The following is a 22,206-nucleotide window of genomic DNA, read 5'->3' as shown; positions in this document are numbered from 1 at the left end:
GCCCAGCATCCAGGATTATGTTGGATTCTCTGACTGCTGTGCGCGGTCCGGCGGCACTTCTTGTGTTCGGGTACCACGTTATCCACGGGACTCAATGGGCTAACTGGCTTCCGGGTGCGCGCCTCGGTTATGTGGGTGTTTCGCTCTTCTTTATTCTTTCTGGATTCGTGTTGGCATGGTCGTATAACAAGAACGCTGGGGCGAAGAACTTCTATCTTCGCCGCTTTGCGAGGGTATACCCTCTGCATCTCTTCTTCTATTGCGTGGCGTTGCTGGGTCTTCTACTGTTCGGAGTGTCTAACTCTGCTGGAGACCTCAACCCGCTGAGTGCATTGCTGAATCTGGTTCTGTTGCAGGCATGGGTACCGTCCTGGGAAGTTATTTTCTCAAATAATGCGGTGAGCTGGTCACTCTCCTGCGAGGCATTCTTCTACCTCATGACCCCGTTCGTACTGAACCGCCTGGATGGTATGCGCTACCGTGTGAAGGCTGCTCTACTGGGTGGCTGGTTCCTACTGATGGCAACGGTCTCCTATATTCTGGCCGCCCAGTCGAACTTTATGGACGTGGTGGTGTACGCTAACCCACTTCTGCGCTCGGGCGAGTTCGCACTCGGCCTGGCTCTGGGCCTCTTTGCTCTCAAGGTGCGTGATGGTTACCGCGTTCCCGTGATTCACGGTTACCACTGCTTGGCCATGATTGCTATAGCTCTCGGCGCCATGTACGTCAGCTCGAAGTTCTACCTGCTACAGACGGCTCATGGCCTGCTACTGGCACCGGTCTGGGCGGTATTGATTCTTGTATTGGGGCTCTGGGATATCCAACGTTCCGCTCAGCCTCGCGAAAAGAACGTGTTCTGGAAGATTGGGGTCGTTGCTGGTGAAGCAAGTTTCGCATTCTACCTGGTGCATGAGCTGGTGCTGGCTTACGTGCGATCGGTACCTTCGGCTGCATCCGCTCACGGCGGTATAACGGGTCTGGTGTACGTCGTAGTTTCTCTTATCATCGCGAGTATTCTCGCGCTGCTGGCTCATTATTATATTGAGCGTCCAGCTCATCGTTTCATTGTGAAAAAATATTCACAGAAGGTATAGGTTTTATTGTGAAGAGTGTTTACTCTAAAATTCGGGTTTTTTTCCCGGGTAAAAAGTTTAGGCTCTTGGTACTAAACATTTTGGGTCTCTTTGCGGTATCGCTTTTTGAGATGCTTGGTGTGGCTCTCGTGCTTCCTCTGGTGAACCTCGCTATGGGAACCCCACGTGAAGGCTTCATCCTGAAAGTTTCTAACTTCTTCGGCGATCCGGATACCCCCACCCTAATTGTTATCTTCGGCGTGGCTCTCGTCGCAGCATTTGTTTTCAAGGGTGTCTTCTCCCTAATTATTCGTCGCTGGAGCCTCGGCTTCATCGCCACCCAGCAGAGCGCTGTTTCAGTGACTCTGCTAAACCGCTACATGCGCGAGCCCTACCTGGACCACCGTAAGCGTGGTACCGCCCCGGTGCTGAACTCCGTAAATGATGTGGCGGGTCAGGCCTACGGTACCTTTGTCAACGGTGTGCTTGGCTTTATCGGTGACTTACTGTCAATTATTGTGTTGATGGTAATGCTACTAGTCATTATGCCGGTGCCTGCTCTTCTCGCCTTTATCTACTTCGGTCTGGCTTCGTTCGTGCTACAGGCTGTGCTCAAGCGCAAGAACCGCGAACAGGGCGTCATCGTACTGAATGCGACTAAGGGCGCGCTGGACGCGGCTATCGAAGCTGTAGTGGGCTTCCGTGAAATCCGCATGTACGGTGTGACTGAACGCTACACCTACCGCTACCAGGAAAAGCGAATTGACTCTGTTAATGCGTCAATGCGTAGTGCTTTCCTCTCCGATTTCCCGAAGTACACCTTGGAAATCATCTTCATTGTTGGTATTGCTGCTCTCTTGGCCTTTATGAGCGCTACGCAAGGTGCTGATAGCACTGGCTATTTGCTTCTCTTTGCTGGTGCCTGCATTCGTATTTTGCCTAACTACACCCGTATGGTTGCCTCTCTTGGTAGCATCCGTGCAGGTGAACATGCGAGTGATACACTGCTGGAAGAGCTTGAACACCTTACCCCTGAAGAGCGTATGTTCAAGATGCCCTCCGCACCGGTCGTCCCGAAGGATCACGACTACATCAACAAGAGCATTGAGCCTGTTAATATTCAGATTGATAATCTGACCTTCCAGTACCCTGACGGTGATAAGCCTGTGCTGAAGGACATCACTCTTGATATCCCGATGGGCTCCTCAATTGCTTTTGTGGGTGGTTCTGGTTCGGGTAAGACTACTCTGATTGACCTTATTCTGGGTCTCTTTGCACCGACCCGTGGTCAGGTGCTGCAGAATGGTGAGTCGATTCTGAAGGACCTGCGTTCCTGGCACCAACATATCGGCTACGTTCCCCAGGATGTCTTTATCGCAGATTCCACTGTGCTGGAGGCTGTAGCATTCGGACTAAAGCCTGAGGAAATTGACGTGGAACGTGTCAAGTACTGCCTCGAAGTGGCTGCTCTGACCGAGGTTATCGACTCTCTGGAGAATGGCCTGGAAACTAAGATTGGCTACAACGCCACCCGTTTGTCGGGTGGTCAGAAGCAGCGCCTGGGTATCGCCCGTGCACTGTACCGTAACCCGAGTGTGTTGATTCTGGATGAAGCAACCAGCGCATTGGACAACGAGACCGAGCACAAGATCACGAAGACCATCGAGCGTATTTCTAAGGACATTACGGTTATTATCGTGGCTCACCGATTGTCGACGGTTCGTAATGTTGACCAGCTGGTTTATCTCTCCAAGGGACAGATTGCTAATCAAGGTACCTTTGTGGAGGTGCAGCAGGCCAACGCTGAATTCGCTAACCTGGTGAAGCTGGGCCAGTTGCCGGATTAGTCTCATAGGTTGCATATCTAAAGCAGAAGGGGCTCTCGTCATGAACGAGAGCCCCTTCTTTTGTTTATGTTGTATTTTTTACCGTCTGGAAATATCCGTGTTAAATACCTGTAGCCGTCTTTTCTTTGAGCAAATGAACGATTTCTTTAAACTCTTGAGGTAAAGAGCCAATAGATGTAAGAGGGCCAGTTGGATGCCAAGTGACGGTTTCATGGTTAACTTCGCCGCGCAAAAGTGCTTCCCATAGGGGGGTAGCACTTTCAACGGTTATATCACCATTACGTCTCCAATGGTATCCCATCTCTTCAGGCAGATTGGTGGCTTCCAACGCCTTAGCCCCTTGACGTAGCTTGCGCGTAAATTGTTCTTTTGAACGCCAGGGGTAGTGGATGATAGCAACTTCATTAAGCTTCTGCTTACCCGGTGCAATGACCTCATGGTTGCCCATTTTGATAACTGCATTCTCCCAGCGTGAGAAACACACTTTCAGATCCCAGTGGGGAGTTGGATCAATCCTGAGAGTAGGTCCTTCAATACTGGGAAAAACGTTGTACAGCTTCGTCAGCTCGACAGTATGACCCTTTTGCGAGCGTAGGACTTCCGATAGCGGAGCAGAAACACCATACCAAAATTCATCAGCGTCGAAAGGGATAATCCATTCAGCGCCCGCTTCCATCACCCGGTCAGCAAGCCAAGTCATTTTCTCTGACTGGTAGTAGGCTAGCTCACGGTCCTGAATAACGTGCACCGGTAGATTCTTGCTGAGTTCGAGCAGCAGCTCATAGGTCCCATCAGAAGAGCCATTATCGGCTGCTAAGATATGGTCCACACCTTGATTGAGTAGATGTCGGATCGTCTGCTCGACGATATCTGCTTCGTTTTTCACCATGGTTATGCCCCAGATGAAGGGACCAGAGGGGAGATCCGCGTGGGTAAATGTTTTGTTGAGTGAAGCGTAACGCTCTTTAAACTCAGCACTCTCACGGAGCTCAATCGCTTCGCGTTTTTTATCACGATTAATTTTTAGCAGGAAAAGCTGATGCTTGAGGGATTTAAGAGCGTTAATCACAGCAGTTCACCCGTAATCCAGTTTTTACCTTCGGGATGATGCACAGCAACCCAATGAGTGCGGTGCATCTTTGGGCGGCTCTGATAGGCACGATCGTCTACAGGAATAACTTGATGAATATCAGGGGAAAGGACAACCTTCTGAGCTAACAACTCACCGATGTAAGCCCCCCAATAGCCGAAGGTCGTATTGGTTAGAATCAGGTAAGGCGCGCTAGCCACAAGGGCCAGGTCATCGAACATGCCAGATCCCTGCTTTTCGAAAATGCAGGGCGCAACTGAGCTCAGATGTGAGAGATTTTCCTCGCACCACTGAAGATCATCTGATACAAAAATAATTTTTGAAGGAGTAACGGTATCCTGAAGCTTCTTCAGTGCTTCCTCCACATAGGTCACCGTATCAATTCCGAAAACCTCACTAATTTGAGGCACGGAATAGTAATCGCCTCGGCGAACATTAATGACGAGAGAATTTTCATCCACTACATTCTGCATTCTTGCAAGGCGCTCACTAAAGGCCTCTGAAGAAAGAAGATATTCGCGAATAAAAAAGTGCAAATCTTCTTCGCTGATATCTTTCTCAATATCCGTCGGGAAGTAGCCGCTACGGCGGGTGAAGAACGTGTACTCTGACAAAGGAGCCGTAATAGAGGCAAGTTTCGGGAATTCCTCGGTCCATGCCTCCATACCGGGACCGTAGAGCAAAGATGCTTTATCGGTACCGTGATGGCGCAGAGTCGCAGCGCGGGCCCATAGATACAGCCAATTGCCTCCCCGGGAGATAGGGTAGGAAAGGAGAATAAATTTTTCACCGCGACGTAGAAGGTTAATATATTTCCCCAAATACTTATGGCGAATAGAGCTGTAAGCTGCAGTGACAGCACGTTTGAAAGCGGGTTGCTGAACAGTGTATACGGCGACCCTTTCTGATTCATTGATGGGTTGGATATCAGAATCCACGAGAAAGTCCCCTTTCGAATGTGTAAGATGGCGAGTTGATAGTGGGTGAGTATTTGTTACCTGTATAGGTAATCGAAAAGTGCAGCTGAAAAAGTAGTGAAGTTGTATAATCCTAGAGACGATAGCACCCACCGCTACGGTGGTTTCTATTATCCCTCTCACTCAAGAAAGATTGTAATACATGACCTTCCTTCCCCGCGTTTCTGCGGTTATTCCTTTCTACGGCGAGCCGGAACCGGTTCTTGCCATTATTGACACTCTGCGTACTCAGCAGGGCATTGACCCCGCCGATATCGAGATTATTGTCTCTGATGATGTTTCTCCCACCCCCTTCCCCGAGGTTGAGGGTGTGACCGTGGTTCGCCGCCCCGTCAACGGTGGTTTCGGTAAGGCTGTGAACTCCGGTGTTGCTGCCGCGACCGGTGAATGGGTTTTCATCCTCAACAGCGACCTGGAGCTGGATAACAGCTTCGTCTCGCGTATGCTTGCAGCCGTGGAACGCCACGGCGAGATCCTGGCTAGCCCGCAGATTATTGGCCACGACGGCAAGCAGCAGTGGGTGGCTCGCAAGTTCCCCACCGCGGCACATGTGGCGTGGGAATGGTTCACTCCGCTGGCTCGTTTCAAGCCGACCAACTGGTGGCACCGCGGTGTTGGCCACGATGTTGAGGCCTGCACCGGCACCTCGGACGCGAAGGTCGACTGGGTTATGGGTGCGTGCATGGTTGTTCCTCGTGCGACCTTCAACCGCATTGGTGGCATGGATGAGCGTTTCTACATGAACAGTGAAGAGGTGGACTTCCAGTATCGCCTCTCGAACGCTGGTGTGGATCGTTACCTGATTCCTTCGGTGACTGTAACCCACGAGGGTGGCGGATCTTCGCCTTCTGAGCGTCGTGTACAGTGGCTGACCACTGCTCGTTTCATTTATGCGGATAAGTGGGGCTGGGAGAAGAAGCTTGCTGTTGCTCTGCGTGCTACCAGCTACGCGAACTTCCTGGTGAACTCGGTACGCGGCCTGCGCAATAAGGACGTGGATGCTCGTGGCTTCCTTGCCACCGAGCTGGAGCGTATCGCCAAGGCAGAGCGCCGCGAGAACTAGACGCGAAACGTGCGGAATCTACAGCGGTAGTTCCGCAAGATTTTGAACGCGACATCACAGAAGGCACATATAGAACGTAGGAGGCGACACAGTGCACTCGAGTGTGTCGTCTCCTGCTTTCGTTGTAAAATTTCAGTAGGTATGTTTTGCCTCAAGTTCTAGGTGAAACTTTCCGTTCCTCTTCACTCCAACACATAGCACCGCACGGTTTTACCCTGCGGGTTCGTATAGCAAACGCCGACAGGATTCAATCCTCATATGACTCAGCCCAAACTTCTACTGCTCTCGCCCGCATTCCACGGGTACTGGAAGGCAATTCAGGCATCTCTGGAAGTGCACGGATACGAAGTGCGCACCCACATCTACGATGCGCCGGGTACTCTGCCCGAGCGTATCCTCAACAAGCTTGCCCACGAGCTGCCCGAGAAGTACCGCCCCGAAAGCTTCGCGGCTCAGGCAACTCGAAAGGCTATTGACGCTTTCAACGAGTTCCGCCCCGATATTGTGCTGGTCATTAAGGGCGACATGCTCTCCCGCGAATGGTGGGACCTGCTGGAAACCTCCGGCGTTCGCTACGGCACCTGGCTCTACGACGAGATGCGCCGCATGAGCTACACCGAAGAGGACCTGCACCACCTGGGTTCGCTGGCAAGCTACAGCCCGCTGGACGCGCAGCACCTGCGCGAGCAGGGCTTCGAGGTGCTCGACATGCCCAACGCCTATGACACCCACTGCCCGGTTATTCCCGTGCGTGAGGACTCCATCAACTTCGTGGGCGCCAAGTACCCCAACCGCGAGGAGACCCTGCAGGCCCTCGTCGCCGCCGGTCTGCCGGTTCGCGCGTACGGCCGTGCCTGGTCGCGTCACCCCTACGATATTCTGCGCACCAAGCAGTTCAAGGACTCCGGTGTTCCCGCCGGCCGCGACATCGACCGCTCCGAGGCGTACGGCATTATGGCGTCCTCCCCGGCAACGCTGAACATCCACAATAACCAGGATGGCTTCACCATGCGTACCTTCGAGGCGCCCGGCGTTGGCGCCCTGCAGGTGATTGACCGCCCCGACGTGGACCGCTACTACATTCCGGGTGAAGAGGTTTTGGTGTACGAGAGCATCGATGAGCTCATCGAGATTTGTACCCGCATTTTCCGTGACCCGAAGTGGGCGCGAAAGATTCGTGAAGCCGGTCAGAAGCGTACTCTGGCCGAGCACACCTTTGATCAGCGCGTCAAGATTTTGGAGCAGCTATGGGCCTAACCTATCCCCTCGACATTGATGCATGGGCCGCCTGGCAGAAGCGCCAGAATACCCTGCGTTGGGCTAAGGGCGAGGCCCGCAGCCTTATCGGACGTCTGCGCGGGGGCGCGGCTGAACAGGAAGCACCTGTTGGCGGTGTTCTCTACACCCGCGGCGCTGTACCCCGCGTGCTCATCGTGCTCGATTCTTTCTCCCCGACGAGCCGTAACTCCCTGCTGGAGCCGCTCAAGTACCTCGAGAACGTGGGCGTGGCCCTGTGGGTCCCCGAGGACGCCTCGGAGTACCTCAACGGCCAGTACGCCACCGAGCGTTACGGCCGTGATGCCTGGACCGAGCAGGAAGTGACGGGCGACCAGCTGCAGGGGCTCCTGCCCGGTGTGCGCGTGGTCCTTTCCCTCGGCCACTACCTGGCCCGCGGCGCGGCCGCCTACGAGTACTCTCGCGCGATCGGCGCTGAGTACTGGGTTGTTCAGCACGGCCTGCTGGTGCCTCAGGCACCGCCGCTACCGGTTGGATGCACCCTGCTGGCTTTCAGCGAAGCGGACGCCCAGTTCTGGGCATCGGGTCGCCGCGATGTGACCACCCACGCGGTGGGTTCGCAGCTACTCTACCTGGCGGCACAGAAAGCTGCCGGTGCTGAAGCGCAGAAGCAGAACGACCTGGAACCGATTTTCCTGGGACAGATGCACGGTGCGGAACTGCCGCGCGCATCCTTCGCGTACGCTTCCCACTCTTTCTTGAAGAAGTTTGGTGGAACCTACCGCCCGCACCCGAGCGAGAAGGACAAGCTGTCGGTGCTGACCCACAAGCTGTGGGAGAAGGAAGGTATCCGTATTGACCGCTCCGGTACCCCGCTGAACGAGGTACCGAACCCGGTGGTGTCCATCTTCTCTACCGGTGTTCTGGAGGCAGCGATCCGCGGAATCCCGGCGTGGGTATACCACCCTGCACCGCCGGCATGGCTGGTGGAGTTCTGGGACCGCTACGGCATGAACCAGTGGGGCCAGGAACCGACCCCGGCACCGGTTCAGCCGAAGAAGGAACCGGCACAGCGTATCGCTGAACTAATGATTGAAACTTTGGAGGCATAATGCGTATTCTCTGCGTCATTCCCGTGCGCGGTGGCTCGAAGGGCATTCCGCGTAAGAACCTGCGTCCTATCGCGGGTAAGCCGCTGGTTGCATGGACCATCGAGCAGGCACTGGCTGCTAAGGAAGAAGTAGCCGGCGAGCACGAGCTACGTGTTGTCGTCTCCACCGACGATGCTGAGTTGGCTGACATCGCCCGCGAGTACGGTGCCGAGGTGCCGTTCATTCGCCCGGCACACCTGGCTGAAGATACCACCGCAACCGAGCCGGTCATTGAGCACGCCATCGAGTTCTACACCGAGAACGGTTGGGAGCCCGAGGCTGTCATGCTGCTACAGGCAACCAGCCCCGTGCGTCTGCCCGGCACCCTGGCTCGTGCGGTCCGCCAGTTCGCTGAGAACGGTAAGGACTCCATGGTCGGTGTGATTCCGATTGGTCCGTTCATCTGGACCTGGCACGCAGACGGTGAGCCCACCGCGGCATTCGAGATTATGCATCGCCCGCGCCGCCAGGAACTGACCAAGGAAACCTTCCGCTACCGCGAGAACGGCTCGATGTACATCACCAAGACTCACGTGTACATGGACCACCACAACCGCCTTGCGGGTTACCCCGGCGGTACCATTGACTTGTTCATGCTGGACGAGGTCGAGGGCGTCGACATTGATGCACCGATTGACTTCTCCGTGGCAGAGCACCAGCTCACTCAGATCCTGGCCGAAGGCAAGTAACCTTCACCAGCGGCAGTACCTCGTCTGCCGCTCCCGGCTTGACCGGCACTCAGGCATTCAACTAAACACTCAAACGAAAAGGTCAAAATCGTGATTATTGAACGCAATATTGCCCCCTACGTGGTCTTCGCTGAAGACCCGATTCTCAACGCACTGCAGAAGATTTCTGCTAACGGCCAGCGCATCATCTTCCTGGTGAACGAGTCCGGTATTCTGCGTGGTTCGCTCTCTGACGGCGACTTCCGTCGTTGGCTGATCGCTAACCCGACCGCATCCCTGGAGACTAGCGCCCTGGACGCTGCGAACACCAACCCGCAGACCGCACCGGCTGACGCTGACCCCGAGACCCTGCGCGGATACTTCGCGAAGGGCATCAACCACGTTCCGCTGACCGACGAGCGCGGTCACCTCGTGGCGCTGGCAATGGACGAGCAGGACGTTCTGCGCATTGGTAAGCACACCATCAGCGAGGATTCCCCCTCCTTCATCATTGCTGAGATTGGTAACAACCACCAGGGTAGCGTTGACTTCGCTAAGGAACTGGTGGACCTGGCTGTTGAGTCCGGCGCGGATGCTGTGAAGTTCCAGCTGCGCGACATGGACGCTCTGTACCGCCAGCGCGGCGCAGCAACCGCAGGTGAGGACCTGGGCGTTCAGTACACCCTGGACCTGCTGTCCCGCTTCTCCCTGACCGTTGACCAGATGTACGAGGTCTTCGACCACGTCAAGCAGCACGACATGGACATCATGTGCACCCCCTGGGACGCACCCTCCGTTCAGGCACTGGTTGACTACGGTATCCAGGGCATGAAGATTGCTTCTGCCGACCTGACCAACCACGAGCTGCTGCGCGACGTGGCTTCCCGCGGCCTGCCCATGCTGGTCTCCACCGGTATGAGCCGCGAAGAGGAAATCCGCGAGTCGGTTGCCCTGCTGCGTAACGCTGGCGCATCCTACGCTCTGCTGCAGTGCCAGTCCGCATACCCGGCACCCTTCAAGGACGTCAACCTTGCGTACATGGACCGCCTGGCTGAAATCGGTCAGTGCCTGGTCGGCTACTCCGGCCACGAGCGTGGCTACCACGTGCCGATTGCTGCTGTTGCTCGCGGCGCGAAGATTATCGAGAAGCACTTCACCACCGACAAGACCCTCGAGGGTAACGACCACACCGTCTCCCTGCTGCCCGAGGAATTCAAGGCAATGGTTCAGCAGATCCGTGAGGTTGAGACCGCTATTGGTTCTGCTGCTCCTCGCGAGGTGTCCACCGGTGAGCTGATGAACCGCGTGAACCTGGCAAAGTCCCTGGTTGCTACCCGCCACATCGCTAAGGGCGAGGTCGTGACCGAGGCTGATGTTGCTGTGAAGTCCCCCGGCCGCGGTCTGCAGCCGAACTACCTGCCGCAGCTGCTGGGCCGCACCATGCAGCGCGACGTTGAAGAAGGCTCGTTCTTCTTCGAGGGTGACCTGAAGGACGACCTGGTGACCCGCCGCGACTTCAAGTTCGACCGCCCCTGGGGTCTGCCGGTTCGTTACCACGACTACAAGCCGCTGATTGAAGAGGCTAAGCCGGACTTCCTGGAGTTCCACTTCTCCTACAAGGACCTCGAGATTAACATCGACGACGTCTTTGACTCCAAGCTGGACATGGGCTTCACCACCCACCTGCCCGACCTGTTCGCAGGTGACTTCCTGGTGGACCTCGCGTCCAAGGATCCTGAGGTGTGGGAGCGCTCCATCGCTGAGGTCCAGCGCACTATCGACATCACCCGTGACCTGACCCGCTACTTCACCGTAGACGAGGACCCGGTCATGGTTGTGACCATGGGTGGCTTCACCAAGGACAAGCACATCCCCGCTGCTGCACGTGCTGAGAAGTACGAGCGTATCGGTGAGGCTCTGAAGCGTCTGGACGCATCCGGCGTTCGCCTGGCTGCTCAGACTCTGCCCCCGTACCCCTGGCTGATGGGTGGTCAGCAGTACCACAACCTGTTCCTGGATCCGAAGGACACCGCAGAGTTCTCGCGTGCATTCGATACCGCACTCTGCCTGGATATCTCCCACACCATGCTTGCATGCAACTTCCTGAACATTCCGCTGTCGGAGGCTGTTGAGCAGCTGGCACCGCTGTCCATTCACCTGCACCTGGTGGACGGCACCGGCGTTGACGGTGAGGGCGTTCAGGTTGGCGAAGGCGATGTCGACTGGGCATCCCTGGGTAAGCAGCTGCGTGAGCTGGCGCCGAAGGCATCCTTCATTCCCGAAATCTGGCAGGGCCACATCAACAACGGTGAGGGCTTCTTCACCGCACTGGACCGCCTCGAGAAGTGGCTGTAGGACCGGCGTCTATGGCCAAGTCTCAGACCGTAAAAGCTCGGGAGGGTGAAGTTCTAGATCAGGACTTCATCACTCCCGGGCGTTTCCGGGAGCTGGACGGGTTCCGTGGCCTGGCTGCTATTACTGTGGTGATTTATCACCTGGGTGTTCCTGCTACGGAGAACTATCCGCGGACTGCTCCTTCGCCCTATGACATTCCTCTGGGCGAGTTGGGTGTTCAGCTCTTCTTCATCATTTCTGGTTTCGTAATTCTGCTCAGTGCCATCAAGAGCGGGTCTGCGCTGAAGTTCGCTATTTCGCGTTTTTCTCGTATTTACCCGACCTATTGGTTCGCGCTGGCTGTATCGGCTCTGGTGTATTTCATCTACGGAAACCCCGGACGCCATATTACGATTCCGCAGACCCTGATTAACACGACGATGCTGCAACGCTTCCTGCGTGTGGATAACGTGGATCAGGTGTACTGGACCCTGGCAGTGGAGCTGCAGTTCTACGTGATGGTTGCCCTGTACCTGATTATCCGGAAGGGAAAGATCTACCGTAGGGAACTGACTACGATTCTGCTCACCTGGTCGGTTATCGGTACGGTTCTGTGTTTGCTCTTCCACCCGGAGGCTTCTCTCGGTGGAGCACCGAAGATGATTGTGTGGGCTGCTGTTGCGGAGCACTCCTCGCTCTTTAGCCTGGGCATGGTGTTCTTCATGTACAGCCATGATCGGAAGTTCACCTGGCATATTCCGTACTTTGCGATTCTGGCTTCCCTCAACGCAGCACTGATGCATGATCTTGCTCATGGAATCGGTGTGGCACTGATTAGTCTGGTGTTCTTCATCGTTGTATACCTGAAGAACGTTCCGGTACTTTCGAAGGGTCCGCTGAATTTCTTGGGGCGTATTTCCTACCCCCTGTACTTGGGCCACGCTATGGTCGGTTATATGCTTGTTGATATGTTCTACCCGGTGGCTGGCCCCTGGGGAGCACGTATTATTGCATTGGTTTTGGTGATTTGCTTCGCCTACCTGGTGCATATTTCCATTGAAACTAAGGTTTCTGCATCCTTCCGTTCTTTCCTCACTCGAAAGTTGACTAAGGCATGACCTCTACACCAACGGCTCTTTGGGTCGTTCCGGTTCCCGATTTTGGTGGAGTAGCTCGGCACGTTGTCGATATGGCACGTGCCGGGCTCCCCGGCTTTAACCTGGTGGTTCTCGCACCCGAAGGTAAGCTCACGAGCCGCCTTGAGGAACTGGGCGTCACCGTCATCAAGGCTGAGTTCGGCCCCGACTACGGTTTTAAGACTTCCTTTGTTTCTCTGCAGAAGGCTGTTGAGCAGCTTCGCCCGGATATTGTGCACAGCCACCTGGCGTATGCGGACGTTGTAGCGACCGCTGTAGTCAACGCGCTACGCATCCGTAGCGTTATCAAGCGCGGCACCTGCGTGCCGAAGCTTCTGACCACTGAACACGGTATCGCCGGTAATGATTCGGTGTACCACGGCAGCTCCTGGCGTTCTAAGCTCATGGAAACCGTACACCGTGTGCGCCTGTGGGGCACCGACCAGGCGATTGCTGTTTCCCGTTCCACCGCTGATCAGATGCGTGCCAAGTGGGGCGCTCGCGGCGTGGAGCTGGTGTACAACGGCGTGGATATCCCTGAGGTGCGCGCGGCTGTTGAGCAGCAGCGTGTACCTGCCGAGGGCGGTCCGCGTATTCTTTCGCTGTCTCGTCTGTCCCCTGAGAAGGGTATTGACGTGTTGCTGGATGCTTTTGCGCAGCTTCGTGCTGATTACCCGCAGGCTCATCTTGAGATTGCGGGCTCTGGCGATTTGGCGTCCGAGTTGCAGGCTCAGGCGCAGCGTCTGAACCTGGGTGATTCGGTGACCTTCAGCGGTTTCGTTAACCCGATTGAGGCGATGGGCCGTAGCGACATGATTGTTCAGCTGTCGGTGTGGGAGAACTGCTCCTACACTCTGCTGGATGCTAAGGCAGCCGGCCTGAAGACGGTCGCTACCGCTGTGGGCGGCAACCCGGAGATTCTGGGTGCCGACGAGCTGGTGGACCGCCAGAGTGCAACCCTGACTCAGGATGTTCTGCAGGCTATGCGCCAGCAGCTGCTGAAGGGCGAGTCTGAGCCTTTCACCTGGATCTCGAATGAGCAGATGGCTGCTCAAACTACTGAGATATACGCTCGTACTTTGGAGAAGAAATGACTGCAGCTCACTCTCAACCTGCATCTGGAACTAAGTACCCAGCTTCCGCAGGTACCTCTTCGAGCAATGCTACTCGTTTTGGACAGGCTACGAAGACTGAAGCGAAATACCTTGCTAGTAGTGTTTCGAAACTGTCAATGCTCGACTTCTGGGCAGGGTTTGGCCTGATTTTTATTGGTATTACAACAGCGTTTTTTGCTATGCCGGTGGGAACTGTCGTGGTGATGGTGCTTGTACTCTACAACTTGACTAAGCCTGCCAAAATCGAGAACACCTACAACGGGCTATTCTTTACGATTCTTCTGCTAGCCATTGGTTGGGCACTATTCGAGACTTTGACGTTCAATAGCTTCCCTGTTGAGTATGCGATTCGTCGTGCTGTGCGTATGGCGGTTGTGGTACTGCTTGCTCTGCAGATTGCGCAGAAGAAGATTGATATCCGTTCTCTACTGTTTGGTGTGGCCTTTGGCCTCTTGGTCAACGTCATTGGCTTCTATGCGGGTATAGCACCTGATAACTATGGCGGTACGTTGACCGGTTGGCTCAATGATAAGAACCAATCGGGTCTGTACTATGCGCTTTTCGGTTTCCTCTTTGTCGCCATGGTCAGAAAGACAAGTCACCGCCTTGTCGCTATCGCTATTACTGCGGGCATGTTGTGGTTGACTGGTTCTCGTACTTCATTGGCTGCGTATGCATTCGCCGTCCTGTGGCTGTACTTCTCCTACCGTCTGAATCTCTTCGGCAAAGCTGTTCTGGCGTATCTGTTTTATCTAGGCGTGAACTACCTGGAAGATAATTTCGCGCGTGCTGGTGCTTTCGCGGATCGACTCGGTAGTGACCTATTGCGTCAGCGAATTGATGAAGGAATGTACCGCATGATTGATGTGGTTCCGTGGTACGGCGGCGGTCTGGGTACTGCACAGGTTCCACTACAAGATCGATACTTTTACTTCCATAACTCATATATGACGCTGGTCCAGGAGGCTGGATGGCTCTATATGATTGTGATTGTATCCTTGATGATTTCTGCCGCATTCATCTGGAAGCAGCCGCGTGCTCAGCGCATTGTTATTGCCGAAGCCGCAATGGTGATTATCATTATTACCTCCCAGCGTCTTGGTGAGGTGATTCTGACTGTGCCGTGGGCTATCGTGGTGGGTCTTGCACTGCTGTACCTGAACCCGGATAAGGATCTGGACGCTTCGGATAGCGGTCATCATGAACCAGGTGCTATGCAGAAGGTGCAGAGCAGTGATGAAAAACCTGAGCCGCAGAACGGCAAGCTCATCGAGCAAGAAGCTCCTGTCTCTGTACCCCCCCAAGAAACGCCTAAGAAGCCGACTACTTCTAAATCGTTTGACGTCAGTTCTATCCGCCAGCGGGCAAGGAAAATATAACGATGAAAGAGCTTTATATAGCTACCAATAACGGTGACATAGGCGGCGGCGAGGTCATGCTCCTGAATATTGCTCGCGCAGCCCGTAGCCTTGGCTACAAGGTCACTATTGTGGGTCCTTCCGAGCCGAAGCAGCTTGTAGAAGCTGCTGCGGATGAGGGGTTCCCCCGCATTGTCTTGCCGGCTAAGAACCGCGCACAGTACATGGTGGCTCTGCGTAGCTGGCACGCTCGCCATAAGGACGTTCTGTTGTGGTGCAATGGTCTGGTTCCCGCAGCGGCAACGGGCGGCCGTAAGAACCGCATCGTGCACCTGCACCAGCTGCCTACCGGTGTGAACGCGAAGCTCGTACCCTTTGCCCGCCATAAGGCGTCTGTCACCCTGGTGCCTAGCCGCTATGTGGCTCGTGCCTGCCCCGGTAGCGAGCTGTTCGCGAACTGGGTCAGTGGTGTGTCCACTGAGCTGGATCACCGGGTGGGGGAGCGACGCCTCCGTATCGGTTACCTGGGACGTTTGACCCCGTCCAAGGGTATTGCAACCCTGTGCCAGGCGATGAGCTCCTTGAACGCTAACGGCATTGAATACGACCTGGTGATTGGTGGCGAGCCTGTCTTCGCAACTGATGAAGAACGTGCTGAGGTTGAGGACGCCCTAGCCCGTGTTGCTACGTTCAGCACGCGTTTGGGCTGGACTACCCCAGACCGTCTTTTCGGTGACATTGACATGCTTGTTGTACCTTCGATTGCCCCTGAGTCCTTTGGCTTGGTGGTCGCTGAAGCGATGAGCGCGCGCGTCCCTGTGGTTGTCAGTGATGCTGGTGCTCTGTCGGAGGTGCTGGGCGGCGCGTCGTACCCGTACGTTGTGCCTGCTGATCAGCCGGTAGCTCTTGCACAGGCCATTAAGAGCCTGGGTACTGAGCTTCGAGAAGATACGGATGCCCTGGCGGAGCGAACCTCCGAGCTGTTCTGGCGTTGGCAGGAGAACTATTCGCCTGAGGCTGGTCAGGTCCGTGTCGGTGAGATCCTGGAACGTTTTATCCGCTAAGGTGCTTCTAAACCTATAGATCATTCCCAACGGATATCCTCTCACTCAAACCCCGAAGGAAAATTATGACGACTACCCACCGCTACAAGGCTGCGGTTATCATTCCCTCTCGCGGTGGTGCAGATATTCTGCACTACCCGCTGGATGCGCTTGCCGCCCAGACCGAGAAGGACTTCCAGGTTATCGTGGTCCTCGACGGCGATATTGACAACAGCGAAGCTGTGCTTGACCGCTACATTGCGGAAGGCAAGCTGAACCTGACCAAGATTGTTTTCGAGGAGAACCGCGGTCGTGTGGCAGCGCTGAACGCTGGTCACCGTGCGGCTGATGCGGATATCCTCATCCGTTGTGATGACGATCTTGAGCCTGCTGCTGACTATGTCGAGGCGCAGATTCGCCTGCACCGTGATTATGACGGTGTGATTGGTACCTTGAAGAACGTGTACCCGGACACTCCCTATTCTCGTGTGTACGGTAACTTCCGCGATGCCCGATTCAAGGAGGGAGCCCTCAGCGTAGCTGAAGAAGGCCGTTGGCTGTACTGGAACGGCAACTCTTCTATCTCTGCGGAGTACTTTGACCGTACTGGCGGATACGACCCTGCGTACCGCCTCTACGGGTGGGAAGACGTAGACATGGGCAAAATGGTCCATGACGCTGGTGGCCGCATCATCATCTCTGATGAGGTTGAGGTCAAGCACTATGCTGAGGCTACCACCACTGCGGTGCGTGCCCTGCGTGCCCTACACTCGGGTTCTGCCCGCACTATCTTCGTGCGTAAGCATGGTGAAGAAGCACACCCCGCCCCGAACCCGACGGGTCCGTGGGGTTTGCTGGTCAAGACCCTCGCTCGTTTCACCACCGAGAAGACCATTAAGGCTCTGGGCGATGCGAGCGATAAGATTCTGCTCAAGCTGCCGGCTAAGGCGGCTGAGAAGCTTGTGGCTTTGCAGGTTGAGGCTGCATCTTACGCCGGTATTCACTATCCTGAGCGAGCTCAGAAAGTTTTCTAGGAGGAAAAGAAAATGTCACTCACTCAGCTCTTGACCTCCGCTCCGTTTACCGGGCCGAAGAACCCTGACGCGGTGCTTGCGGATATCCCGAAGAGCCTCAAGAAGCTTGGCCGCCTGGTGCGTCGTTACGTGCCGCTGGTGAAGCCTGAGGCTACTGAAGAGATTGCAATTGCCCACGACTACCTGACTCAGCGCGGCGGTGCGGAGCGTGTTGTGCTGGCAATGCACCGTGCGTTCCCGGATGCACCGATTTACACGACTCTGTACGACCCGGAGGGCACCTTCCCCGAGTTCAAGGACGCGAAGATTATCACGAGTCCGCTGAACAAGATTGGCTACCTGCGTCGTAACCACCGTATGGCTCTGCCGATTCTGCCGTTTGCTTCTTCTCTCTTGAAGGTGCCGGCTGAGCGTGCTGTGGTGTCGACGACCGGCTGGGCGCACGGCTTCAACTTTGCTGGTCGTAAGTTCATTTACTGCCATTCGCCGGCGCGTTGGCTGTACCTGAGCGATCAGTACCTGGGTGAGAAGAGCACCGGTCCCGTGCCGTTGCTGCTGAAGACTCTGCGTCCTGCACTGATGCTGTGGGATCACTGGGCGGCTCACTGTTCGGCGGTGTACGTGGCGAATGCGAGCGTGATTAAGAAGCGTATTGAGAACGTCTACGGTAAGAAGGACGTTCCGATTTTCTTCCCGCCGCACTCGGTAGACGCCACCGCACCGGTTGAGCCTATTCCGGGTCTGGAAGAGTTTACCGAATCGGACGATTACTTCCTGATTGTTTCGCGTCTGCTGCCCTACAAGAATGTTGATAAGGCTGTTGAGGCGTGTAATGAGTTGGGTAAGAAGCTGCTGGTGATTGGTCGCGGCCCGGAGAAGGAACGCCTGGAGGCCCTTGCTGGCCCGACTGTTCGTATTGCTTCGGGTGTCTCGGATGCGCAGCTTCGTTACGCGTACCGTCACTGCTTGGCGCTGCTGGCTATCTCTTATGAGGACTTCGGTATTACCCCGCTGGAGGCGGGCGCTAGCGGCAAGGCCGTGATTGCCTACCGTGCGGGTGGCTTCCTGGATACCATTCAGGAAGGTAAGACCGGCATGTTCATCAACCAGCCGACTGTGGAACAGCTGGTGGAAGCCCTCAAGGCTTTCAATCCGGATGACTGGGATGCCGACTACATCCGTGAGCACGTTGATGGCTTCTCGGAGGCTCGTTTCATCAGCCGCCTGAAGATGTACGTGCAGGCTCTGCCTGAAGACTAAAAGAGCTCAACGGCTCATAGAAGAAGGCGGGGCGGTAGAAACTAAGGTTTTTTTCTACCGCCCCGCCTTCTTTGCGCCTTCTGGAGGCCTTAGCGGGCCTCTAGGAGCCCCTTGGAGAGTAGCTCGGGAATGAAACCCTCAATCTGCGGTCCCATGGTCTCTATGGGCTGTTCATACATTTCGCAGAGCTCGTCGATAGCATCCTGCAGAGACATCGGGTCCTCAAAAATACTCCAAATAATGGAGGCAGAATCCTGAAGAACAGACAGCTCACCGTTGGCAAGATTCGCGAGATAAGTTGCCGTGGGGGAGTACTTAGCGAACTCTTCAGAATGAACATACGCGATGTTCTCGGGGATGCCGTATACGGTCTGACGGGAATCTACCGGATTGCTCATTTTTTCACCTTGATTCCGAAACGATCAAAGAACTTTGCACGTATCTCTGCCTTAGTGGGGGTGCGTCCCAGCTGCATCGCCAAATGGTCCTTATTCACAAAGAAAATATTTTTGAGGGTGCGTAGCTTATCGTGCAGGGTCGTCGCCGACTGCAGACGTCCGATCCACTGGATGTAGTGGGGCACATCCTGGGAGACCGACAGCCACAGTAGGTAGTCGCGGTCGTCACGGTACTGCTCCAGACCGCCCATAGCCGCGCTATATGCCAGGGACGAGTCAAGCTCCTCGGCGCGGGCTTGTAGGCGCTGCCAATCGCTGTAGGAGAGCAGAGAGACCAGGTAGTTAATATCTGCACTGTAGCGTGATGCTGCGCGGGCGCGGTGAAGCACCACGAGAAGACGCGCGTCCAGATCGCTGGGGACAGTGCAGGGACGGTGAGCAATCATACGGGTCTTGCGTGCCGCCCAGACGCGGTCAAACGCCTTCTCATAATCGCCGTGGCGTCCTAGACCGGGGAAGAAACGATGAATATCAGTCAGGCCCCATGAAGCGTGGTAGAGCGTCATCGCGTGCTCGAACACGGAACCTGTTTCGAAGTGGGCTTGGATACGCCATCCATCTGCCAGAAGGATCTCTACAAAGCGGTCCACGTGAGAGGGACGGACGAGCAGGTCAGCGTCGGAGCTGTACCTGCCCTTGCGGTAAATTTCCTGGGAGAAAGCGTAGCCTTTGACATGCAGAATATCGATGGAGTGCATGTCGGCAATTCGCTGGAAGTAGGCGTGCGCAAGCCGAATCCGTGCCGCGAGCGGAGTAGTCTGCGGCTCCGGGGTATTGGATGAGTGAGTGGTCACAATAGCCTTTCGGTGCACATGTATACCAGATAAGTATAAGGCGGGACAGACAGAAAATACTGCCCATCCCGCCCTAAGTCGCTCCCTATAATTTAGGGCGCTTATTACGTTATTACTTCTTAGCCGAGGACTTCTTTGACGACTTCTTGTCGCCGTCCTTGCCGTAACCGTAGTAGGTTGCATAACCAACGTAGGCGCTTGCGTAGCCGAAGCCGTAGTAGGAGTTACCCAGACCCTTACGGGGTGCACGGTTCAGAACCATACCGAGGAGGTTAGCGTTGACCTTCTTCAGGATGTTGGCAGCCTCGGTCATCTGCTCACGGTGGCTTCGGCCGATAGAACCAACGAGAATCACGCCATCCACGGAGTGGGAGAGCAGCGAAGCGTCGGTCACGGGCAACAGCGGCGGAACGTCAACGACCACGATGAACTCTTCGGAGAGCTCGTTAATCAGCTGGCGCATCTTATCCGAACCCAGAAGTTCGGAGGGGTTCGGGGGGATACGGCCTGCAGGCAGGACGAAGAGGTTCGAATCACCCAGCTGGTGCACAGCGTTAGCAATCTCAACCTGACCAGCCAGAACCTGGGTCAGACCGACCTTAGCGTCGAGCTTCAGCTTCTTAGCCACGGTCGGGCGGCGCAGGTCGGCGTCAATGAGGATGACGGGCGAACCCGCATCAGCCATTGCGCGAGCCAGCGACAGCGACACGGTAGACTTACCTTCACCGGGCACTGCGGAGGTGACGATGAACGAACGCGGGGGAGTGTCAACGTTCACGAAGCGCAGGTTGGTGCGCAACTGACGAATGGATTCCTGTGCGATGTGGTCGTCGGTGTTGCCGTTAACGATGTTTTCTTCGTTCAGGTCGTCACTGACGGGCAGAACACCCAGGATGCTCGCGCCGGTTGCCTTGGTAGCATCGTCACGAGTGCGGATGCGCTGATCCAGTGCGCGGCGCAGGAAGATTGCAGCGTAGACCAGAACCAAACCGGTGCCAGCACCGATAAGAGTGTTCTGCTGGTAATTCGGAGCTACCAGCGGCGGGTTCACGCTTGCGTTATTCAGCGGAATCACGCGAACGGTGTTGCCGCCAGTCGGGGATGCACCGGTGTTTTCGCCGTTTACCAGAGCCTGAGCATTACCGGGGTTCTGCTCAATCTCCTTGATGTAGTCGGCGGTAGCCTGCAACGCACCGTTAGCGAGCAACTGTGCGTTCTTCGGGGAAGAAGCCTGCGCGCTCACGGTAATCAGCGCGGCGTTATCACCCGCAGTTGCAGTGAGGCTTGCACGAATCTGCCCGGTAGTCATGGAGAGTTCGGGGTTGTTCTGCTTAATCTTCTGTGCCACGGCCTCAGAGGAGACGATAGCAGCGTAGGAACGAGCGCGCTCCTTAGCGGCTGTAGAGCCGGAGAGAACATCCACCGTACCGGACTCGCCCACGGTCACGTAGCCCGAGGACGAAGCAGCGTAGACCCTCGGCTGGAGAGAGGCATAGCCGAAGCCCGCTGCGGCACCGACAACGATGCCAATAATCAGCAGCCAGAGGTTAGCCCTCGTGGTGCGGAAAAATTCCAAAATGGTCATGGTAGTGAGAATACTCCAGAAAGTTTGAGTTAGTGTACCTGCAACGTGGAGTGTTGTTGCAGGCGGTGAAGGGATACGAAAATCCCCTGGTGTTTATTAGCGGAGCAATCCGAGCAGGTAGCTACCGTAACCGCTCTTAACAAGCGGGGTAGCAATGTCGCGCAACTGCTCATCGGAGAGCCAACCGTGGCGCCACGCAATTTCCTCCGGGCAACCAACTGACAGGCCCTGACGGCTCTGAACAGTGCGGATGAAGTTAGTGGCATCAGCGAGTGAATCAAAGGTTCCGGTATCGAGCCACGCGGTACCGCGAGGCAGAACCTCAACCTTCAGTTTACCCTGTTCCAGGTAGACGCGGTTGAGGTCAGTGATTTCCAACTCACCGCGCGGAGAAGGCTTAATCTGACGTGCATACTCTACAACCTTGGAGTCGTAGAAGTACAGACCCGGAATAGCGTAGTCGCTCTTGGGGTTCTCGGGCTTCTCTTCGATGGACAGTGCGTTGAAGTTCTCGTCGAACTCCACCACGCCGTAGGCGCGAGGATCAGCAACCCGGTAAGCGAAGACGGTTGCGCCGTCCTTCTGCTCGTAGGTGGCAAGCTGAGTACCCAGGCCGGGACCGTAGAAGATATTGTCACCGAGCACGAGCGCTACAGGGTCATTGCCAATAAAGTCGGCACCCAGAATAAATGCCTGTGCCAGGCCGTCCGGGGAAGGCTGCACCTTGTATTCGAGATTAATACCGAAACGGGAGCCGTCACCGAGCAGTCGCTGGAACTGCTCCTGGTCGGCAGGAGTGGTAATAATCAAAATATCGCGGATACCCGCCAGCATGAGAGTGGACAGCGGGTAGTAAATCATCGGCTTGTCATAGACCGGAGTGAGCTGCTTGCTAATACCCTGAGTGATAGGGTGCAAACGGCTTCCGGTACCGCCGGCAAGAATAATTCCCTTCATAACTTCTTATTGTGTCATGTTTATCTC

General features: G+C 55.6%; 19 protein-coding genes. 13 read left to right on the top strand and 6 right to left on the bottom strand.

Annotated features, from left to right (window positions below; translation table 11 throughout):
* Positions 1 to 17 precede the first annotated feature (17 nt).
* On the top strand, positions 18 to 1,094 hold the full coding sequence (locus tag HMPREF2894_RS07510) for an acyltransferase family protein (protein ID WP_049346759.1): 1,077 nt from the start codon (positions 18 to 20) through the stop codon (positions 1,092 to 1,094).
* Positions 1,095 to 1,102: 8 nt separating this feature from the next.
* Entirely contained in the window at positions 1,103 to 2,920 is a 1,818-nt protein-coding gene (locus HMPREF2894_RS07505) for an ABC transporter ATP-binding protein (RefSeq protein WP_070678608.1), read from the top strand.
* Between the two features lie 100 nt (positions 2,921 to 3,020).
* Here the strand turns inward: HMPREF2894_RS07505 and HMPREF2894_RS07500 are convergent, their stop codons facing one another.
* Both HMPREF2894_RS07500 and HMPREF2894_RS07495 read right to left on the bottom strand, forming a co-directional pair.
* On the bottom strand, positions 3,021 to 3,989 hold the full coding sequence (locus HMPREF2894_RS07500; RefSeq protein WP_053089017.1) for a glycosyltransferase family 2 protein: 969 nt from the start codon (positions 3,987 to 3,989) through the stop codon (positions 3,021 to 3,023).
* Entirely contained in the window at positions 3,986 to 4,948 is a 963-nt protein-coding gene (locus HMPREF2894_RS07495; RefSeq protein ID WP_049355022.1) for an alpha-1,2-fucosyltransferase, read from the bottom strand. The genes HMPREF2894_RS07500 and HMPREF2894_RS07495 overlap by 4 nt, the downstream gene beginning before the upstream one ends.
* Positions 4,949 to 5,129: 181 nt before the next feature.
* Here HMPREF2894_RS07495 and HMPREF2894_RS07490 point away from each other — a divergent pair, with 181 nt between their 5' ends.
* The 11 genes from HMPREF2894_RS07490 (at position 5,130) to HMPREF2894_RS07440 (ending at position 18,385) form a co-directional block, all read left to right on the top strand.
* Complete coding sequence (locus HMPREF2894_RS07490) at positions 5,130 to 6,050, top strand: glycosyltransferase family 2 protein (RefSeq protein WP_049355023.1); 921 nt, start codon at positions 5,130 to 5,132, stop codon at positions 6,048 to 6,050.
* Between the two features lie 258 nt (positions 6,051 to 6,308).
* Positions 6,309 to 7,307, top strand: coding sequence for a CgeB family protein (locus HMPREF2894_RS07485; protein WP_070634159.1), 999 nt, complete (start codon positions 6,309 to 6,311; stop codon positions 7,305 to 7,307).
* Complete coding sequence (locus tag HMPREF2894_RS07480) at positions 7,298 to 8,398, top strand: RNA-binding protein (protein WP_070634158.1); 1,101 nt, start codon at positions 7,298 to 7,300, stop codon at positions 8,396 to 8,398. Before HMPREF2894_RS07485 ends, HMPREF2894_RS07480 begins: the two co-directional genes overlap by 10 nt.
* Positions 8,398 to 9,126 carry an acylneuraminate cytidylyltransferase family protein gene (locus HMPREF2894_RS07475; RefSeq protein ID WP_070600619.1) on the top strand — a complete coding sequence of 243 codons (729 nt, stop codon included), beginning with the start codon at positions 8,398 to 8,400 and terminating at the stop codon, positions 9,124 to 9,126. The genes HMPREF2894_RS07480 and HMPREF2894_RS07475 overlap by 1 nt, the downstream gene beginning before the upstream one ends.
* Before the next feature lie 90 nt (positions 9,127 to 9,216).
* On the top strand, positions 9,217 to 11,460 hold the full coding sequence (locus tag HMPREF2894_RS07470) for an N-acetylneuraminate synthase family protein (protein WP_049355027.1): 2,244 nt from the start codon (positions 9,217 to 9,219) through the stop codon (positions 11,458 to 11,460).
* A gap of 11 nt (positions 11,461 to 11,471) precedes the next feature.
* On the top strand, positions 11,472 to 12,557 hold the full coding sequence (locus HMPREF2894_RS07465) for an acyltransferase family protein (RefSeq protein WP_049346745.1): 1,086 nt from the start codon (positions 11,472 to 11,474) through the stop codon (positions 12,555 to 12,557).
* Positions 12,554 to 13,669 (top strand): glycosyltransferase, encoded by a 1,116-nt coding sequence (locus HMPREF2894_RS07460; protein WP_049352053.1) that lies wholly within the window; start codon positions 12,554 to 12,556, stop codon positions 13,667 to 13,669. Before HMPREF2894_RS07465 ends, HMPREF2894_RS07460 begins: the two co-directional genes overlap by 4 nt.
* Positions 13,666 to 15,069, top strand: a complete 1,404-nt coding sequence (locus HMPREF2894_RS07455) for an O-antigen ligase family protein (RefSeq protein ID WP_049352044.1) — start codon at positions 13,666 to 13,668, stop codon at positions 15,067 to 15,069. The genes HMPREF2894_RS07460 and HMPREF2894_RS07455 overlap by 4 nt, the downstream gene beginning before the upstream one ends.
* Positions 15,070 to 15,071: 2 nt before the next feature.
* Positions 15,072 to 16,112, top strand: a complete 1,041-nt coding sequence (locus HMPREF2894_RS07450; RefSeq protein WP_049352043.1) for a glycosyltransferase family 4 protein — start codon at positions 15,072 to 15,074, stop codon at positions 16,110 to 16,112.
* 65 nt (positions 16,113 to 16,177) lie between these two features.
* Entirely contained in the window at positions 16,178 to 17,125 is a 948-nt protein-coding gene (locus tag HMPREF2894_RS07445) for a glycosyltransferase family 2 protein (protein WP_070678605.1), read from the top strand.
* A gap of 12 nt (positions 17,126 to 17,137) precedes the next feature.
* Positions 17,138 to 18,385, top strand: a complete 1,248-nt coding sequence (locus HMPREF2894_RS07440) for a glycosyltransferase (protein ID WP_070507830.1) — start codon at positions 17,138 to 17,140, stop codon at positions 18,383 to 18,385.
* Positions 18,386 to 18,474: 89 nt separating this feature from the next.
* Here the strand turns inward: HMPREF2894_RS07440 and HMPREF2894_RS07435 are convergent, their stop codons facing one another.
* From HMPREF2894_RS07435 to rfbA, 4 genes are all read right to left on the bottom strand, one after another.
* Positions 18,475 to 18,783: a PqqD family protein gene (locus HMPREF2894_RS07435; RefSeq protein ID WP_012904017.1), complete on the bottom strand. Its 309-nt coding sequence runs from the start codon at positions 18,781 to 18,783 to the stop codon at positions 18,475 to 18,477.
* Positions 18,780 to 19,637 (bottom strand): nucleotidyltransferase family protein, encoded by an 858-nt coding sequence (locus tag HMPREF2894_RS07430; RefSeq protein ID WP_049352238.1) that lies wholly within the window; start codon positions 19,635 to 19,637, stop codon positions 18,780 to 18,782. The genes HMPREF2894_RS07435 and HMPREF2894_RS07430 overlap by 4 nt, the downstream gene beginning before the upstream one ends.
* A gap of 112 nt (positions 19,638 to 19,749) precedes the next feature.
* On the bottom strand, positions 19,750 to 21,222 hold the full coding sequence (locus tag HMPREF2894_RS07425) for a tyrosine-protein kinase domain-containing protein (RefSeq protein ID WP_012904015.1): 1,473 nt from the start codon (positions 21,220 to 21,222) through the stop codon (positions 19,750 to 19,752).
* A gap of 96 nt (positions 21,223 to 21,318) precedes the next feature.
* Positions 21,319 to 22,179, bottom strand: coding sequence for a glucose-1-phosphate thymidylyltransferase RfbA (gene rfbA, locus HMPREF2894_RS07420; RefSeq protein WP_012904014.1), 861 nt, complete (start codon positions 22,177 to 22,179; stop codon positions 21,319 to 21,321).
* Positions 22,180 to 22,206 lie beyond the last annotated feature (27 nt).

It is taken from the genome of Rothia sp. HMSC066G02, from assembly GCF_001813145.1.
GTDB lineage: Bacteria > Actinomycetota > Actinomycetes > Actinomycetales > Micrococcaceae > Rothia.
This window is presented reverse-complemented; position numbering and strand designations above follow the sequence as displayed.

What these genes read in the sequence shown, in the direction of transcription:
- HMPREF2894_RS07440 (WP_070507830.1), top strand. Translation starts at nt 17,138, where the DNA reads ATGTCACTCACTCAGCTCTTGACCTCCGCTCCGTTTACCGGGCCGAAG.
- rfbA (WP_012904014.1), bottom strand. Translation starts at nt 22,179, where the DNA reads ATGAAGGGAATTATTCTTGCCGGCGGTACCGGAAGCCGTTTGCACCCT.
- HMPREF2894_RS07435 (WP_012904017.1), bottom strand. Translation starts at nt 18,783, where the DNA reads ATGAGCAATCCGGTAGATTCCCGTCAGACCGTATACGGCATCCCCGAG.
- HMPREF2894_RS07510 (WP_049346759.1), top strand. Translation starts at nt 18, where the DNA reads ATGTTGGATTCTCTGACTGCTGTGCGCGGTCCGGCGGCACTTCTTGTG.
- HMPREF2894_RS07425 (WP_012904015.1), bottom strand. Translation starts at nt 21,222, where the DNA reads ATGACCATTTTGGAATTTTTCCGCACCACGAGGGCTAACCTCTGGCTG.
- HMPREF2894_RS07485 (WP_070634159.1), top strand. Translation starts at nt 6,309, where the DNA reads ATGACTCAGCCCAAACTTCTACTGCTCTCGCCCGCATTCCACGGGTAC.
- HMPREF2894_RS07455 (WP_049352044.1), top strand. Translation starts at nt 13,666, where the DNA reads ATGACTGCAGCTCACTCTCAACCTGCATCTGGAACTAAGTACCCAGCT.
- HMPREF2894_RS07450 (WP_049352043.1), top strand. Translation starts at nt 15,072, where the DNA reads ATGAAAGAGCTTTATATAGCTACCAATAACGGTGACATAGGCGGCGGC.
- HMPREF2894_RS07480 (WP_070634158.1), top strand. Translation starts at nt 7,298, where the DNA reads ATGGGCCTAACCTATCCCCTCGACATTGATGCATGGGCCGCCTGGCAG.
- HMPREF2894_RS07445 (WP_070678605.1), top strand. Translation starts at nt 16,178, where the DNA reads ATGACGACTACCCACCGCTACAAGGCTGCGGTTATCATTCCCTCTCGC.
- HMPREF2894_RS07490 (WP_049355023.1), top strand. Translation starts at nt 5,130, where the DNA reads ATGACCTTCCTTCCCCGCGTTTCTGCGGTTATTCCTTTCTACGGCGAG.
- HMPREF2894_RS07475 (WP_070600619.1), top strand. Translation starts at nt 8,398, where the DNA reads ATGCGTATTCTCTGCGTCATTCCCGTGCGCGGTGGCTCGAAGGGCATT.
- HMPREF2894_RS07465 (WP_049346745.1), top strand. Translation starts at nt 11,472, where the DNA reads ATGGCCAAGTCTCAGACCGTAAAAGCTCGGGAGGGTGAAGTTCTAGAT.
- HMPREF2894_RS07460 (WP_049352053.1), top strand. Translation starts at nt 12,554, where the DNA reads ATGACCTCTACACCAACGGCTCTTTGGGTCGTTCCGGTTCCCGATTTT.